Annotated in this window: 12 protein-coding genes and 1 pseudogene; 9 read left to right on the top strand and 4 right to left on the bottom strand. The window is 66.3% G+C overall.

From position 1 onward, the window contains the following. Positions 1-61: 61 nt before the first annotated feature. From QFZ76_RS18580 to QFZ76_RS18565, 4 genes are all read left to right on the top strand, one after another. Positions 62-949, top strand: a complete 888-nt coding sequence (locus QFZ76_RS18580) for a DUF6083 domain-containing protein (RefSeq protein WP_307674794.1) — start codon at positions 62-64, stop codon at positions 947-949. Next, positions 946-1,428 (top strand): hypothetical protein, encoded by a 483-nt coding sequence (locus tag QFZ76_RS18575; protein ID WP_307674793.1) that lies wholly within the window; start codon positions 946-948, stop codon positions 1,426-1,428. Before QFZ76_RS18580 ends, QFZ76_RS18575 begins: the two co-directional genes overlap by 4 nt. Positions 1,429-1,498: 70 nt before the next feature. Then, on the top strand, positions 1,499-2,971 hold the full coding sequence (locus QFZ76_RS18570; protein ID WP_307674792.1) for a UvrD-helicase domain-containing protein: 1,473 nt from the start codon (positions 1,499-1,501) through the stop codon (positions 2,969-2,971). A 662-nt stretch (positions 2,972-3,633) separates the two neighbouring features. Further along, entirely contained in the window at positions 3,634-3,801 is a 168-nt protein-coding gene (locus QFZ76_RS18565) for a hypothetical protein (protein WP_307674791.1), read from the top strand. Positions 3,802-3,912: 111 nt separating this feature from the next. Here QFZ76_RS18565 and QFZ76_RS18560 read toward each other — a convergent pair whose 3' ends face one another. Together QFZ76_RS18560 and QFZ76_RS18555 are read right to left on the bottom strand one after the other, a co-directional pair. Continuing rightward, positions 3,913-4,161: a hypothetical protein gene (locus QFZ76_RS18560; RefSeq protein ID WP_307674790.1), complete on the bottom strand. Its 249-nt coding sequence runs from the start codon at positions 4,159-4,161 to the stop codon at positions 3,913-3,915. A 79-nt stretch (positions 4,162-4,240) separates the two neighbouring features. After that, a complete protein-coding gene (locus tag QFZ76_RS18555) occupies positions 4,241-6,856 on the bottom strand; it encodes a DEAD/DEAH box helicase (RefSeq protein ID WP_307674789.1) in 2,616 nt (871 codons plus the stop codon). Between the two features lie 175 nt (positions 6,857-7,031). Here QFZ76_RS18555 and QFZ76_RS18550 point away from each other — a divergent pair. Further along, positions 7,032-7,257, top strand: a pseudogene (locus tag QFZ76_RS18550) (IS630 family transposase); the annotation flags it as partial. A 567-nt stretch (positions 7,258-7,824) separates the two neighbouring features. On the opposite strand, the gene QFZ76_RS18545 reads toward QFZ76_RS18550, so the two are convergent. Together QFZ76_RS18545 and QFZ76_RS18540 are read right to left on the bottom strand one after the other, a co-directional pair. Continuing rightward, the gene (locus QFZ76_RS18545; protein ID WP_307674788.1) at positions 7,825-10,110 is read right to left on the bottom strand and encodes a Z1 domain-containing protein; all 2,286 of its coding nucleotides are present in this window, start codon (positions 10,108-10,110) and stop codon (positions 7,825-7,827) included. Further along, complete coding sequence (locus QFZ76_RS18540; RefSeq protein ID WP_307674787.1) at positions 10,107-10,754, bottom strand: hypothetical protein; 648 nt, start codon at positions 10,752-10,754, stop codon at positions 10,107-10,109. Before QFZ76_RS18540 ends, QFZ76_RS18545 begins: the two co-directional genes overlap by 4 nt. Positions 10,755-11,082: 328 nt before the next feature. Between QFZ76_RS18540 and QFZ76_RS18535 the strand changes: the two genes are divergently transcribed. From QFZ76_RS18535 to QFZ76_RS18520, 4 genes are all read left to right on the top strand, one after another. Beyond that, on the top strand, positions 11,083-11,235 hold the full coding sequence (locus QFZ76_RS18535) for a hypothetical protein (RefSeq protein WP_307674786.1): 153 nt from the start codon (positions 11,083-11,085) through the stop codon (positions 11,233-11,235). Positions 11,236-11,416: 181 nt separating this feature from the next. After that, positions 11,417-12,127 carry a hypothetical protein gene (locus QFZ76_RS18530; RefSeq protein WP_307674785.1) on the top strand — a complete coding sequence of 237 codons (711 nt, stop codon included), beginning with the start codon at positions 11,417-11,419 and terminating at the stop codon, positions 12,125-12,127. Beyond that, a complete protein-coding gene (locus QFZ76_RS18525) occupies positions 12,124-14,094 on the top strand; it encodes an ATP-binding protein (protein ID WP_307674784.1) in 1,971 nt (656 codons plus the stop codon). Before QFZ76_RS18530 ends, QFZ76_RS18525 begins: the two co-directional genes overlap by 4 nt. 31 nt (positions 14,095-14,125) lie before the next feature. Further along, a complete protein-coding gene (locus QFZ76_RS18520; RefSeq protein ID WP_307674783.1) occupies positions 14,126-16,228 on the top strand; it encodes a hypothetical protein in 2,103 nt (700 codons plus the stop codon). Positions 16,229-16,271 lie beyond the last annotated feature (43 nt).

Genomic DNA, 16,271 nt, shown 5'->3' with positions numbered 1-16,271 from the left:
ATGGGGGATCCTGCGGCGCAGGTCCCGCTGAGGCGGCGTGTTGGCTGGCAGCTTCGTCCTCATGTGCTCCACGCCTCCTTCTGAAAGTCACTGGGACGGTAGCCCGGTTCATGCCCTCGCGCGCCGGTCTCTGCGCGTCGCGCCCGATGCCGTCAGCCGACTGCTGCGCTGCGGCCAGAACGACCGGTGCCACGAGTGCGGCAACCGGATCGAGTGGTACCAGCGCGGCAGGCACAGTGCCGTGCGCCTGCACCCGGGCGAAGTACTCGCGAACGCCGTGCCTGCCGCCTGCCGCTGGCACGTCAGCTCGGGGGTCGCCCACCCCTCGCAGGACGGCACGCCTTGGTGCCGCCTGTCCCACGCCGTGCTGTGTCCTGCCCGGCCCGCCCCACAGGCGGCACCCGGACTCGCCGAGTTGCGGCGCATGCTGGCCGTCAATACTCGCCGCCTGATCGACGCCGGCGCTTTCACCCCGTCACCGGCCGAGCCTGCCGACGCCTCGGCGCCGGACGGGCCCGGCTGCCGCCCGGCCCGTCCGACCGTGCAGATCCTGTACGTCCGCTACCTCGCCGCCCGCCCCGTCGAGGAGATCCAGTGCGTCGCCCAGACCCGCCGCCGGCACCGGTGCACGAGCCCCCTGCTCGCGCCCAGGACCCTCGGCGGCCAGTGGAGCCTGATGCCCGTCGTCACGCACGCCGGCCAACTGGCCCCGCCCGCTGAGTCCATGGCCGTCTACAACCTCGCCCACCTGCCTTATACGGAGCAGCTGCGCTGGCGCTCCCAGCGCTGCCCGCAGCACGCCGCCACTCCCACCGCAGCCGACCTGGCCCTGGCCGAGTGGGAGCCCTTCGACCCGCTCCTGCACAGCGACCACATCCACGCGCGGGTGCCCACGCTCAGACGCCGGGGCGGGCCCGCGGATCACCCGCGTCGGGGGGCGCGGGTATGAGGCGCCACTACGCCATCGAGGTCACTCTGACCCGGCCCGCCTCCCTCCGCGAACTGCACCGTGCCCGCCAGCGCGTGGCGCTCGCCGAGAACGCCGACCGTACTCGGCTGATGACCGTGCAGCGCGCGAAGAGCCCGGGGAGTGCCCTGCACCGAATGCGGCGCCGGCTCGACGGACAGCTGCCCGTCGACGTCCTCGCCACCCACTACCCCGACCGCTGCGGCCGCCTCCTGCTCAATGTGGACCTTGGCCGTACTGCCACCAAGGCCGTCCGCAGAGCCGCGGCGGCCAACGGACAGCGCCCCGGCGACTTTCTCGGCCGACGCCTGGCCCAGGACGTCGAGTGCAGGCAGCAAGAACGCCACCGCCGCCTTGCGGCTCACTTGGAAAGCCTCCTGCACCAGCACACCCCCGAAGAGGTGCTCTCCTGCGCGGCCGGCCTGCTCAGCCGCCGTCTTCCGTCCGCCGCCGCACCCTGACCGACGCACCACGGCGTTGCCCGCGGCGGCCTCGTCTTCCGGCTCCCTCTTGCCCAGCACGGAGTTCTTGTTGCATATCCCGACCGATGAACAGGCCCACGCCGCTGACGCCTTTCGGGCCGGCCACCACCTCGCTCTGCAGGCCGGCGCCGGCACCGGGAAAACCAGCACGCTTGCCCTTCTGGCGGCCAGCACCACCCGCCGGGGCCGGTATCTGGCCTTCAACAAGGACATCGCCCGTGACGCCGCAGGCCGCTTCCCGAGCACCGTGCGGTGCAAGACGGCCCACGCCACGGCCTACGCCGCCCTGGGCCACCGCTACGCGCGCCGCCTCAGCAGCCCGCGCCAGCCCGCGTGGAGAACCGGCCAGGCGCTGGGTATCACCCGCTCCGTCCGTATCGGGGAGCACGACCTCGCGCAGCGGACACTGTCCCATGCCGTGCTACGAACGGTGACCCGCTTCTGCTACTCCGCTGACCGCACCCTGGCCCGCCAGCACGTGCCCCGCCTGCGCCGCCTGGACACACCCGACCAGCATGCCGACCTCGCGGAGGTGATCCTGCCGTTCGCCGCCAGAGCCTGGACAGACCTACGGGATCCCGAGCGTGGAGTGGTCCGCTTTGAACACGACCACTACCTGAAAATGTGGGCCTTGACCGAACCGAAGATCGAGGCAGACTTCCTCTTCCTCGACGAAGCCCAGGACACCAACCCCGTCCTCGAACACGTCTTCGCCACCCAAAGGGACCACGCCCAGCTGGTCATGGTCGGCGACTCCGCCCAGGCCATCTACGGCTGGCGCGGCGCCCGCGACGTGATGACCGGATTCGACGCGACGCAGCTGACCCTGACACGCTCCTTCCGCTTCGGACCCGAGATCGCCGCCGAGGCCAACCGGTGGCTCGCCCTTGCCGACGTGCCCTTCCGGCTGACCGGAACGGACACCATCCCCGCCGAGGTCGGCGACATCGCCTGCCCCGACGCGGTGCTGTGCCGAACCAACATCGGCGCCATGGCCGAAGTCATGCGCCTGCTCGCCGAGGGCCACCGCGTCGCCCTGACCCGGGGAGGGCAACAGCTGGCCGCCCTGGCCCACGCCGCCCGCGATCTGAAGGACGGCCGCCACACTAACCACCCGGAGCTGGTGCTGTTCTCCTCCTGGGGCGAACTGCAGGACTACGCCGCCTATGACCCGGCCGGCCGCGACCTACAGCCCTTTGTCGATCTCGTCGACACCCACGGGCCCGATGCCATCCTCACCGCCGTGGACGAACTGACCGACGAATCGACTGCCGACGTCACCGTCTCCACCGCCCACAAGGCCAAGGGCCGCGAGTGGCCCACCGTGAAGATCGCCGACGACTTCCCCGAACCGAAAGACACCGACCAGCACGATGCTGAGGGCCGCCCGATTCCGGAACCGGTGAGCGACATCGACGCCCGCCTCGCCTACGTAGCCGTCACCCGCGCCCGCAACCGACTCGACCTCGGCGGCCTGGCATGGATCGACAGCCATCCCCAAGGCAACCAGACCGCCACGTAGTGCATCAGCCAGTACGCCGCACGACCTGACCTCAGTGCCGTTCAGGCAAGCGCATGTGCTGGATCCTGCCATGGACGGCCTGAGACTCAAGGCTCCGTCTCTGACGGAGGCTCAGGCCTGTCCCGGCCTCAGTACTGGTGGGCTCCCGTACTCAACTGTCGCCAGTTCCCTAGGAACCCAGCCTGCTGGTTACCGTTTGTGATCGGCGGCGGCGTATCGGCTCCAAGTCCTGCCAGCCCCACTCGACAGTCCCGTTGCCAGCTCCCGGCCAAGGCGAACAGTCGCACCGGCCTGCGATCCGAAGGCTGCCCCCGCGGGTTCGCTCTCTCCGGAAAGCCAAGATCAATCGCATCGGCATCTTCTGTACGCCAACTACTCACAACCGGTGATCGAGAGGGGAGTTCAGATCTGATGCAGATTCGCTGAGGCGGAGAGCAGACAACAGCGGCTGCCCGTGCGATGCGGCGGGCGGTGGTCGGGTCCGTCATGATGTGGCGATGACTACGTACCAGGCGTTGGGCACGGACCCCTGCTTCTCTTCCTCCCCTACCCAAGCGAATCAACGAGCGGGTACGGACGCTCACCGGGCAGCAGTCGCGGCTGCCTCGGTCGAAGAGCTGCAGCCGGAGGGTGAGCTTGAGTGCTCCAGGCATGATCCCCGCGTGGGACTTCGGGACCCGTATCTTGTGCTCTCGTATGCGGCCTTGGTGGGCGTGATCGGCTTGGCGGTCGTTGCCGTGATCGCCGTGAGCCGGGCAGAGCCCCGTGATCTGGCCAAGGTCTTGAAGGCGGTGCCGCGTATCCCGGCGGGTGAATCCCTTTCATCGTGATGTTCACCGGTCGTGGTCGGCAGGTCGGGAAGTACAAGGGCCTCCGTCCGGGGCGAGGGCAGCGGGCCTCGGATGCCGGGCGCCTGGCCGCGGGGGCCGCGCTAGGACTGGTCAGGGGGTCCAGTACTGGGCGAGGGCGCCTTCCCGGTACGGGGCGGGGCTGATGCTGAGTTCGCCGGCGAAGGGGCGGTCGACGACCGGGACGAGGAGGAGGCTGAAGCCGACGAGGGCTGCGAGGGAGGCGACGAAGAGCAGTTGGACGCGCAGTTTGCGCATGCCGTAGAGGAAGGTCAGACGGATGAGGACGACCGCGCCGCCGAAGGCCCGCCCTCGCTCAGCCGAGGAACGTTCTGGCTGCACCACTGCTCTGCAGCCCTACCGTTCCGGCCCGGATCGGACCAGATCCGCAGATGTGTACTCGATGCCGAATGCGTTGTAACTACTCTTCTGGCGTACGCCAGAGAGGATGCTGGCGGAGGGTGGGAAGCCACTGGGAAGGCAGTGCCTGGTGCTCCCGAAAGACCGCCGCGAGTGCAGTGACGGTCATCGTCTGAAGGCCGCGGGCCCGTGCGTCCTGCCATGCACGGGTGAGCGTGTCGAAGAGTTCAAGCACCCGGGGCGGCTGTACCCAATAGACGTTCTCCTCGGCAACGTTGTACGTGCTCTCGTGCACCTTCGGCTTCGGAGAAGCAAGGACGCAGATGGAGTCGCCGGGAGCCACAGCGCCCTCCGTCTTCTCTGTGGTTCGCCGGTGGCCGCCGGCTTGCCGCGCCTGTTCTGCGCCGATCTCGCCAGTGCTCTTCGCCTGGTTCTTTGCTTCCCAGATGACCCACCGGGTGCTGTCGAAGATCCATACGGCGTCCGGCTTGGCGGCCGTGCCATCACGGGGATCTCCGTAGCTCTTGCTCGCGCCAGCGAGGCGCCCGAGGTGGACCAGGCCGTCTTCGTACGGATCGGGATCTGTCTGCTGGAGGCCAGCCCTGGCCGCCAGAGCGGCTTGGAAGGCCTGGGGCTCCCATAGGTCTTTCGCGGCCAGGATGGAGTTCATGGCTGCCCCATCGGTCGGGTCGAGTTCTTCGACCGCAGCTGCGCTAGGGGCAACAACCGGGGCGACACGATCGAACCACGTCGTTCCAAGGCTGTTTCGCCGCGCCTCGCTGAAGTAGCTGCCTGCAGTCTGCTGGAACTGTGCCTCCCCGGTGGTCTCAGCCAGGCGGTGGGCTACGCAAAAGCCTAGATAGCTCCACAGCGCGCTGTATCGCTTCGGCGTTTGGGCGTTGCGAAGCTGATCAGTGACGTGCTTGATCGAGGTGAGTGCGAAGCGGTGGTCTTTGGACCAGAGGGCGTTCGCGGCGGCGACCTCGCTGCGAACGGCTTGCTGGAGTGCTGCAGCGCCGGGCCCATCCTGCCGATCGTAGGTTTCCCGATTTCGGACGATGTCCTCTTCGACCTCGTCCCAGTCGGGGCCCTGGCTGTTGAAGATGCCGAGGTTCCCCCACACATCGTCCGAGGTCTGGTCGAGGGAAGCGTCCACGCCGACCTCCAGCTCTGCGTGGATCTCGGGGTGCATTGATGCCTGGATGTCGCGGCGGGCCAGGTAGGAAGTCAGGCTGCGGCCGAGGACGACCACGGCAGCATGGTCGCGAAGGTTGCGCGTCGCCCGGCCAGCGCCCTGCTGGATACGCGCACGAATGCGTTCCCGTAGCACTTCTTCGGCGCCAACGGAGTCGTGGAGAAACTTCTCCTGAAGGTCTCCATTGGCCGGCAGGCCGTCGAATACCACCAACCGGCAGTCTTCGTCAGGGAGGTCAACGCCGTCGTAGCGGTTCGTCAGAACCAACGCGGCGGCAGGTTGCGAGGTGAAGACGGAAAGGTCGTCCTCGACCTCTCTTGCGGTGAAGGTGCGGTAGCCCTCGGGGAGGTACTGCTCGCGGAACTCGTCAGCTACCCGAGTTTCGGGGGTAAGCACGACCACTCGCCCGGTTTGCTTGATGACTCGTTGGACGAACGGTGCGACAATCGTCGTGTCGGAGGCCAGGTCCCGGGCAAGTTCCGGGAAGACAAAGAACCTCCGTCCCGTACCCTCCTTGTCCCAGCCTGCGGGAACGGGGATGCGGTGGATCTTGGGCCGCCCGAAGGCTCGCTCCAGCTCTCCGCCAGCGCCCAACGTGGCACTCATATAGATGCGCTGCTTGGGGCTGTTGAAGGCGTTGTGCTGGAAGGTAGGGGCGATCAGCGGGCGGATGAGGATCTCGCGGTATGACACGTACGCCAGGCACTCCGCCACGTGGGTCTCGACGAACTTCCACGCGTGCGCGGCATCGTCGCTGACCTTGTTTTGGGCAACAGCTTCCCTGATGACCGATTCCACATGGCCTGCACGGGCGGCGACTGCCGCGGGTGAGGCTAGGTAGATCCCGGTGAGGTACTGGGTCCCTGGGTTCTCGGACCGCAGATGAGGCAGCAGGAGCGGGTCAAGAGCGGGGCTCAGAGCAGCAAGCAAGTCCTTGTAGGCGCTCTCGTGCAAGCGGCGGTTAATCCTCAGGCTCCAGGGCTTGGAAACGTACCCGTCGGCTGCATGCGCATCGTCAAGGATCAGTACGTCGGCTGTGTCGATCCTCGGCCGTGAGTTGAACACGTGGCTGTAAGTACTGACGGCAACGGATCCTGCGGCCTGATAGCGCGCCAGGTCTGCCTGATCCCAGCCCTTCGACGGGCCGATGAGAAGCGAAGGCGGGATTCCGTAGTCACCCAACTTCTGTGCCGTCTGAACAGCCAATTGGCGGGTGGGACACAGGTAGGCAACGCGGAACCCTTCAGCTCGGCGCAGATACTCAGCGATCAGTCCACCGACCAGGGTCTTGCCCGCTCCGGTCGGCAACTCGAGGGCAACATCGACCTTGTCTCGGAACTGTCTGTGCCAGTGCTCCATGACCTTCGACTGGTGCCCCCAGACGGAGTCAGGTCCTCGGTTCCCTCGGGCCAGCAACCGGTACAACTGCTCCGGATCGCTCGGGACTCCGACCGAGTCCGCCTGCCGTCGCTTGAATCCCATGATTCCTCCCACCCCGTGCTCCTGACGGGAGATCAACTCCCGCCTCACCGCGCCCAATTCATAGCACTTCGCGCGGCTTGCTCACGGGGTGCCTGCGGATCTCTCCCGTCAGGGCGCACCCGCCCACTGGAGGCCAGCTCTCGGCGAACTGGGACGGAACCCGTTTTCCGGACCGTTCGACGAGTTCGGGCCGCTCGACATCCGGCCCACCGCCGGGTCGTGCTGGGCCGAGCAAAGCCAGCCCGAGCGGGATCCCGCGACCTACCACCGCACCCTCGGAGTCCGCTACTTCCACGGGTGCTACTCGATCAGCGACGACACCCTCTGGGGCGTCAACCGCCGCACGAAGAGGTGCCGCGAACACCCTGGCCACCCTGAAGTTGATTCGGGCCGGCCGCCCCGGCGAACCTTCCCGGTCAGAGCGCTAGACCGCAGCACTCAACGGCTGAGGCGCAATACGTTCCCCTAGTGGGCTGGGGGAAGCCAAGATGGGAGCCTCAGCCCGGGAAGCGTTACGAGGTGTGAACCTCACCAACTGAGAGGAGCCATCGGTGGGTACCAGGTAACTGATTCCCATCACGAGTTCCTCCGGGCTCACCGCATGTTGCCCTTCAATCAGTGCGCCACTCAAGCCTCTGTCTGTCATCGGGTGCAGGAACAGGACTCCTCGCCGGGATCCAGATTCTCCCTTCCCCTGTGGAAACGGGTCAGGATCCGCCTGTCGCCCCATCTCGACGATTCTTTCTCCGAGGCGGCGGTGAAGTTGGTCCTCCAGTCGCAGAAAAGCCTGGAGATCTGAACTCTGCAGCAAGGCCGGCGGCAGCAATCGGGATTCCGCAGCCTGCGCCGTGGCACCTTCTTCGGTCTGCTGGGGCAGGATGACCACCCACTCGTCCAGGTGCCCCCGCAAGGACCGCAGGTACTGCAGGTAGGGCCGGAAGGTCTCGGGACGCTGCCATCGCAGACGTTCAAGGATATCCAGCAGTTGCTCGTGGGAGACCACACCGGCACGGGCCGGGAGCTCGAATGGCATCTGCACTGCTGTGAGGCGCCCCCTGACGGCGGGGGACGAGGGGTCCTTCGTCCAGCATCTGCAGGAGGGGGAGCCAGGCTCGCGCGTTGTAAGCCCGGTCTGCCGCCCGTGCAGGACGGGCAAGATGCTCTACCCAGCGTCCAGGGCTGCGGATCTCCACGAGCTCGGCGTTGAAAATCCTGTTCCTCCTTGCCCGTGCGCGCCACGGCGCATGGTGGGCAACCAGCGCAGGCAGCTGAGCTGGCGTCAGAGGATCGTGCACCGAGTGGACGGCGATCTCACGCAGCCGAGTACGGAAGCCCTCCTCGGCTCGCCTCAGTTCCTCGAGCCGCTCGGCCTCCTCCACCATTTCGGCCTTTCCGGTGTCGTGCCCGATATAGCAGCGCAGGAGATCCCGGTAGCCCTCTCGATTGACGAACCGCTCGTCCATCATCAGCTTCTTTGCAGTCCTGCTCCCCTTGGTATAGGCGAAGTTGATGGTCAATCCGGCAGGGCGCAGCACGTGTGCGACCTTAGCCCCGCTGACGAGGATGCCCCATACCTCGCGGTCTACGAACTCTTCCTGAAGTGCGCGCCATTCATCCTGCGCACCTGTAATCAGCTGTGGCAGGCGTGTCATGCGATCGGCGGCCGCTCGGATATAGGGCAGCAGGTCTTCGAACGCATCCGGCGTGCAGTGCGCTTCGGGGTAGGCAGCAAGGTGTTTGAGGATGTCCTGTTCAAAGAGAGCCTTCAGCCGCGCCCGGTTCTCACGATGGGCGAAGGCTGCCGGATCCCACTGCCGGCGCAGCCGTCCAAGGACCTGATGCTGATCCACCAGTCGGTCACCGCCGTGCACCAGCATCGTGTGGTGCCGGTACGTGTATTGCCCTTTCTGTTGCCGGTACAGCTTCAGGGCGCCGGTAAGCACGAACATGTCCACGGCCTGACTCAGCAGGCGGAAAGCTGCGCTGCCCTGGCCGCCTGTTTCCGGTGGTGACCCCAGATCGCCTGTATCCACGACCCGTGCGGGGAGCGCCGGGTGAAGCCCGGGCACCTTCAGTCGTGTCAAGTCAGCTTCTTGCGAGGTCGAATCATTGGTCCCGTGGCCTCTGAGGTATTCAACGGCCTGGGGCAAGTACGCGACGAAGTCGTGGGGGAAGAGCTCTTCTTCTCTGGTGGGATCAACCAACGCCCGAGCGAATGGCGTCGTGGAATATTTGACGTACTGGGCTCGCGGCAGGAGTTGGAGGAGTTCAGCCAGTTGGCCGTCTGTAGTGCTCTGCCCGATCCCCTTCTTGGCTGTTGTCCAGTCAGTCGCCTCGTATGATTCTTCGTCAATCACGAGCGCTGGTAGCTCCGACAGTGGCCCATTGCTGGCCCTTAGGTCTCGAATGAGCTTGGACAGCACAGCTTTATTCTTCTTCACCGCCAGCAGCCGTACTGGAGTGCGCCGGAGGTTATGCGGAGAATTGAGCGGCTGCTCGGGATCAGGCTTGACAAAATCCCAAGGATTTGCGGCACTGCCAATACTGCCGTAATCGCGATCCAGCGTTGTCACCCGCATGATGCCGGGACGAGTCTTTGGAGCCCGCCCCTGCGGGTTGGCCGTGCCCGTTCCCGCACTATCAGGCGGCCCGTCGCCCAGGAGAGCTCTTTCCAGGCGCTGCTGCACCTGGTGGCGCTGCAGATTCAGCGGTCCGGTGACAACGATGACCAGGCGATATCCAGCGTCAACCGCTTTGGCAATCACTCCGATGAAGTTGGCCGTCTTTCCGGACCCGACGCTACTGACGACCAGTCCGCGGGTTCGCGCAGTAACTGGGCTTTCGGGGGCGGCCAGTTGCTCCAGGATGCTGCCAGTGCTCGCATCCAGCGTAGCGATCTGGAGTTCTCCCCACCCCTGGTCATCCTTCAGGAAACGCCGGTAGTCACCCCAGAAGCCGTCCCGTCGCGAAGGCCAAGAGGAGTGGGTTGCGTGACCGATCACTACTGGAGGCTCCATGAGCTCGTCAGGGGACGGCCCGGCAACCGACGACGTCTCAAGGAGTTCCAGGAACCGGACAACCTTGGCGTCGTCGGTAGAGGCCGGGGCGCCGCCAGCGGACAGGCGCTCCAAGCTCCGCATCCACAGGGCGCGACGCGGGTCCGCACCCCCCGGTCCAGCCATGTCATCGGCGAGCATGGTCAGTGCCCGACCGGCGCGCTGACCCAGAGGGGTTGGGGTGTCGGAGTGGTTCATGAGGGCCTCCCGTCGGTTCCCTGTCCGCGTACCTGTCTGGTGAAGCGACCCCACGCCTTTTCGGCGGCTCTCGGCTTCATGTCGAGCGCTTCGGCGATGTCGGCGGGTTTCCATTCCAGTTGCCTAAGTTGGATCATGGATCGGATCGGGGAGGCGGCGTGGCGGCCCAGCGCTTCCAAGTCCATCCGGGCATCTGCCGCCCGGTACGGGTCTGTTGCCTCACGCTCGTCCTCCCACTGGGCGATCTCACCGGTGAGGGACTGATGTTCGCGGTCTCGCTCCGAAGCGGCCCAGGCCCGGGTCGCGTTGGAGAACTGCAGAGCGACCATGTTGAGAAAGAACGTACGTAAGTTGGCTCCCCCGCTCGCGGACCACTTGCCCTCCACGAGGGCCCGTTCACGGAAGACCCTGACGGCCGCGAGCAGGACGTCCGAGGCAAGGTCATGGCGGGCGTTTTCATCACGCCGCAGATGCGCGCGTAGCGCTGGCGAGAGAGTCGCCGGTCTGCCCGCGTCCATGGCCATGCCGAACAGACGACCGGTCTCGATCCACTTCATCACGGTGCCGCGGCACCCGTCGAGCAGCCTGCCGCTGAACAAGTCCCACATCGGCCCGGTGAAGCCCTCCTGGCGGAGCATCGCCACGAGTTGCTCGTCCTGGACCAGCTGGGACTCATCGCGGCCGACGCGATGGTCGTCGGGTGCGACGGGCGGCTCACAGTCCCGCCGAGAGAGGGCTGGCTCCCCCTCGTCTCCACCTGTCGACTTCTCCCACCCCACGAACGGGCCTCCTCATGGATCGGCCCCCGGGGCGGGCCTCTCGTCTCCTTGTAGGTGTGCTTTCACGGAGAACCCTCCATCTTCATCACGTGACGTGCATCACGCGACTTTGGTGGGTGGGGACCCGGATCCGGCGCACCTACACCCTCAGCAACAGGGACCGCACAGGTCCCGTGCACACAAGGAGCCGAGCGTGTCGACGCCCCCGCCACTGAACGCCCGCACCGTCATCATCCTGGTCCTCGCGACGGCGGCGGGAGTGGTCGCCTACAGGAGTCCGGCCTGGGGGTTGGGGATCGCGACGGCCACCATCGTGTACGCCTTCCTCTCGGCGCACATGCAGTGACGCGTGGGCCGGTGCAGCCCGGCCCGGACGCCGGACCCGCCGGAGGAGTCCGTCTGGCAGGCGAGGGGGAACTCGCCGCAGACCGGGGCATCGGAGGGCGGCGGACGCGGCACCGGGCTGGGGGCTGCCCAAGAAGGCACGAGTGGCTTCCTGATCGATCGGCGGCAGATACCTTGGGCCGGTGGACCATGTGGCTGCTGCATCGCAGGACGACGCCCCCATCACGAGCCGGGAGCAGGACGCCGTACGGATCCTGCTCCTGATCAACGGCGCGAGCGAGACTCCGACCGGATCCGACCTTGCCGACCCGGGGCTCAAGAACGCGGTAGGCGTTGTCCGGACGCAGGTCAGACTGCAAAAGCTCGACTTCTGGCTCCGCAATCCGGACTACCTGGCCGATGAGCTGCTCACCGACTACGAGAGCAGCCGAGAACCAGGTCTCCTGCGGTGGGCTGGCAGGATTCTGGACTCCGAGGAGCCGGAGGTCCGCCGCTACCCTATGCTGCGCCACCACTTCGGCGCGTACGAGCCACTGGACGACGCCCTCGCCGTCCTGCGCAGTGCTGGTCTCGTGCTCCGTCGGCGCCGGGGCACCGTCAACCGCGTCCGCCAGCACGACTACTACCTGCTGAACACCGGTCGGCAGGTCGTGAACAACATCGTCAGTACAGCGCCCGAGTTCAGGTACTACGTCGACAGGGTTGCCCTGGTCATCGCTCTCGCCGACGGGCTGGGGGGCAGCGACTTGAAGGCCCGGCAGTATCTGCAGCGAGAGTACGCCGAGACGGCGCGTGGCACACGGATTGGTTCCGTGAGCGCACGGGCACGGGAGCGACTGGATAGGTTGCGAACTCAGGCAGTGACGAACAGTGTGGGGGCGGGAGAATCGTGAGGGGCACCGAGGCGTCGCTGGAGTCCAGAATCGCCGTTGTTTCGGGTGTGACCGTCGAGAATGTCCGGGACGTCTTCAACACGTACGGCCTTCCGCTGGTGAACACTCCGGCCCGGCCGCGGGGGCTTCGGCTGCATCGGCTGCGGGTGTCCGGCGTGCGCACTGGAAGCTTTGATCCCGGTCCCTTTGACACGACTTTGCGTTTCTCCTCGGGGCTCACTGCCTTGGTGGCCGCGAACCTGAAGGGCAAGACCAGTGTCCTAGAGCTGATCACCTGGTGCCTGCGCGGTGTCCCGCGGGGCCTGCAGGCCGGGGTGCGACATTGGCTGACTGAGTTGGATCTCGACGTGGTTGTCGCAGGGCGACCGATGGGCTTCCGGCTCGACCTCATGGACGGGGAGATCACTTCCGCTGTCATTCTGATGGCCCCAGAAATCCAAGCGCTACAAGCCGTGCGCACACCCGATCCGGCGCGTGACATCACGCCCGCGGTCAGGGCCAACAGTTCGGACAGCTTCGCTAGCCAGGTCCAGGCCCTCATGATGGACCGGCTCGATCTGCAGCCCCTGGTGAACACCTTCAACGAGACCAGCACCCAGACGCATGGTTGGCCGTCGTACTACGGATCGATCTACCTGCCCGCAGGTGGAGATAAGGCGCTGCTGGGGGACCAGACCATGAGTGGTCTGCCGGGCCGACTCTTGCAGGTATTCCTGGATCTGCCGGCTGCGGCGACCCTGACCCGCGTCAGGACTGCCTACGACGTGCGCACCGCCGCGTACAAGAACCGTCGCAATGCGGCGGAAGAGGCGGTGAGCGCACGCCAGGCTGAGCGGGAACAAGTCGAAGCCGACCTAGGCGCGGCTCGCGCGCGCCTTGCGGCCCTTGGTCCGGCGGACGACGGCGTATCGCTCGCCGAACTGGCCGCTCAGGCAGCCGCGCTGGCCCGCCAGGTCGCCAACTGCCGGGATTCGTGGGAGGAGTTGATGCAGGCGCATCGCAGGGCCCGCAAACAGCGGCAGCGCGACGAGAAGATCCTCAACGATGTCACCGAGAGCGCCACGGCTCGTCTGCTCTTTCACGGATTGGACCCCAAGGCGTGTCCCCGGTGTGATCAGGAGATCGCTGAAGACCGCAAGTCCGAGGAGCGGGACTCTCACGCGTGTGCCGTGTGTTTGCGCCCGGTTACGGGGGACGACGAGACACCCGAGGAAGTGGCTGACGAGGCCGGCCAGCGGTTGTCCGAGTCCGTCATCGCGGAGGACGAGGCACACGGGGCATTGGAGGAGGCGGAGGCAGCCTTGACTCGCCTCACCCACGACCTGGAGGTCGTCGAGGAGCGGCTGCGCAGCGCCCGCGCCGTCACGCAGCTGCCGGAGCGGCTGCTGGCGCAGGAAGCGGTGTTGCGGCTGGAGGGTGCACTGTCGGTCTTTCCGCAGCTTCCGGCGGTGACCGAGGACCCTGTCGAGGCAACGACGATCAAGGTTCTGGGGGCTGGCACCCAGGTACTCGAAGATGACAGCAAGAGCGCAGCTTCCGTCCTCTTCGCGGAGGTCAACAAGGAGATCCTGCAGCTCGGACGCAGGTTCGGTATTACCGCTCTGGAAGCTGTGGAGATCGACCGCGCGGCCCGGCTGCGGGTCGTCAAGGACGGCGGCGTCAAGGACTGGTTCGGCAAGCAGAGCGCGGGTGAGCGGCTGCGACTGCGCATCGCTGTGGTGATTGCGCTGCTGCGGGTAGGCGCCAAGAACGGGATCTCCACGCATCCCGGTCTGCTGCTGATCGACAGCCCGAAAGCCGAGGAGGTCCAGGACCTGGATGCCCACACCCTGCTGCGGGAGCTGTTCATCCTTGCGGCGGAATCCGATCTCCAGGTGCTGATCACTACGGCAGACTCGGCGTTGGCCCGCGACGTACTCCGGGACGATCACATCCTGGAAGCCGCAGACAGCAAGCCGTTGTGGTGACGGTGCACATATCGTCGGAGGGAGGTTGGACATGACGCAGCTCGCCGGGCGATTGAGCGATCTGGCGAGTTCCGGTCAGATGATCACCTTTGAAGCTGTGGGTCTGCCCGAAACCGTGGTGCACGGTGAAGTCGCAGAGGTGGCGTCCGGCCCCTACGCGCCACTGCTCGCTGAGGCCATCACCCACGCCTTCGACCACAGCGATCGTGCATGGGACCAGGCAGCGGCCCAGTTCTCCTCCGGCTTTGCCAGGCAGCTCAGCGTCTTGCATCTGACCTCGGCTCTGGAGACACTGCTCGGCAGTACGAACACGGCGAAGGCCTTGGGTAAACCCCTCAATGGAGCTCTCCTGACCGGCCTGTACGAGGCAGTCCAGTCCGTGCCGCTCCTGGCGGCCGCGCGGTTGGAGGGAGCGGTCCGGCTCGCCGTTTCCAAGGTGGTGAGCCCCATAAAGGTGTGGGGCACCCTCGAAGAGCTGGACACAGAGGGCCCGGAAGACTTCCTCGAGCGTCTTCCGCGCATTCTCGGTCTCGCCCTGGACTGCTGGTCCCGGGACGAGCAGGTCGTCACCGAGACCGTGCGCTCTCTGCTCACACGACTGGCCGCCGACGAAGCCAGCGACGTTGATGCCTTCGTAGAACTCGGCTGTGACCACCTGCGATCCGCTCTGTCCGCACAGTCGTTGGACGAGGTCAGTGAGCACATCACCACTGCCCGGGAATGGTTCAACGCAGCCGAGGCCGCAGAGGAAGCCCGCCACGACGCCCAGGCCTACGCCGCCGTCTGTGACGCTGTCCTCGCCTTCACCGCCGGGAACGCGACGGCAGTCGCCGCAGCGGCGGCGCGCTTGGACACGGCGCTGCAACGAAGGGACGCGGGGCACTGGGGCATGCATCAACCCGCGTGGCTGCAGCCCCAACTCGCGGCGGAAGTGGCCTGGGGGCGGCTCGTCCTGCGCCTGCACCGCGCCGCGGAACTCCTGCAGGACGACGTCTGGATGGAGCCCTGGACGGCCTTGGACGACGTCCTGAGCGCCTACAGCGCAGCCCGCACGGTGCGTGCCCTGGGGAGCCAAGACGGGACAGGACTGGCCCTCCTGGTTGAGCCCGCAGTGGAAGACTCCTTCGTACGGCGCCAGGCGCTGCTGGCTCAGTTGCGGCGAGCCGCATCAGCACCAGAACAGCACCCCGGTGCCAGCTTCGACCACCCTACTGCCGCGGTCCTGATGGACAAGATCGATCGCCGTATTGCCTCCGCAGCGGCGCAGGCCGGCCGTGAGGCCCACACGCCCGCCAGAGACGGCGCAGATGAGAGCGGCCCCTCAGAGAACGACGTAGAACGTGCGTACCGATTTGCGCCCACCACCGTCAGGAAGCTCGGGATCGACTTCGCCTCCGACCTCGCGCGCAACATCACCGATGAGGCCCTGGTTGCGATCGACGGTCTCACCCACACCGAGGACCTCGCCCGACTGCGCAACTCCGATCCCGTCGTGGTGCCCTTGCTCAACCGGTTCCTGACACAGCTGAGCGTCTTCCCTGACTTCACCGGCGAGACACGGCGCACTTTCTCTCTTCTGGTCGAGCAGACCTTGCTGTTCCTTAAAGCGGCAGCCGATCTGGATACCGCTACCGCGTTCGGCGAGGGCCGCTACGACACCAACAACAAGAAGATCCGGATCCGGGACTACCGTCGCTGCTACAACAAGGCTGACGGCGATGCGGTACCCGTGGAGAACGACCTCCAGCAGCACTTCTTCCACTGGCTGCTCACCGGACAGCTGGGTGCTTTGGCCCAGGTCGAGGCCATCAACCAAGCACTCGGCCGAGCCGATGTCCTCGTCAGCTTCGGCCCTCTCCAGTACCTGACAGAGGTCAAGAAGAACCACACGACCAGTGATCGGGACGACCTGGAAGGGAAATACCTGGCGCAGGCCGCCGAGTACAGCAACACCAACGTCCCGTTCGGACAGCTGCTGGTTCTCGACCTGACGGAGAAGACCAAAGCCGGCAGCCTTCGAGTGGACGAGCTCGCCTGGGTGACCTCGCACAAGCCGCCGAGCGCCTGCGTTGATCGCGCCGTTGTCGCAGGCATCGTCACCGGGAACCGCTTCACCCCAAGTGACTTCTCCTAGTGCGGAGTTGGCTAGCCCTTTCGGGCGCATCACGAATGCTCCA

The sequence above is a fragment of the Streptomyces sp. V4I2 genome, from assembly GCF_030817655.1.
GTDB lineage: Bacteria > Actinomycetota > Actinomycetes > Streptomycetales > Streptomycetaceae > Streptomyces > Streptomyces plumbiresistens.
Note: the sequence above shows the minus strand (reverse complement) of the source record. Positions and strands in the feature narration are given on the sequence as shown.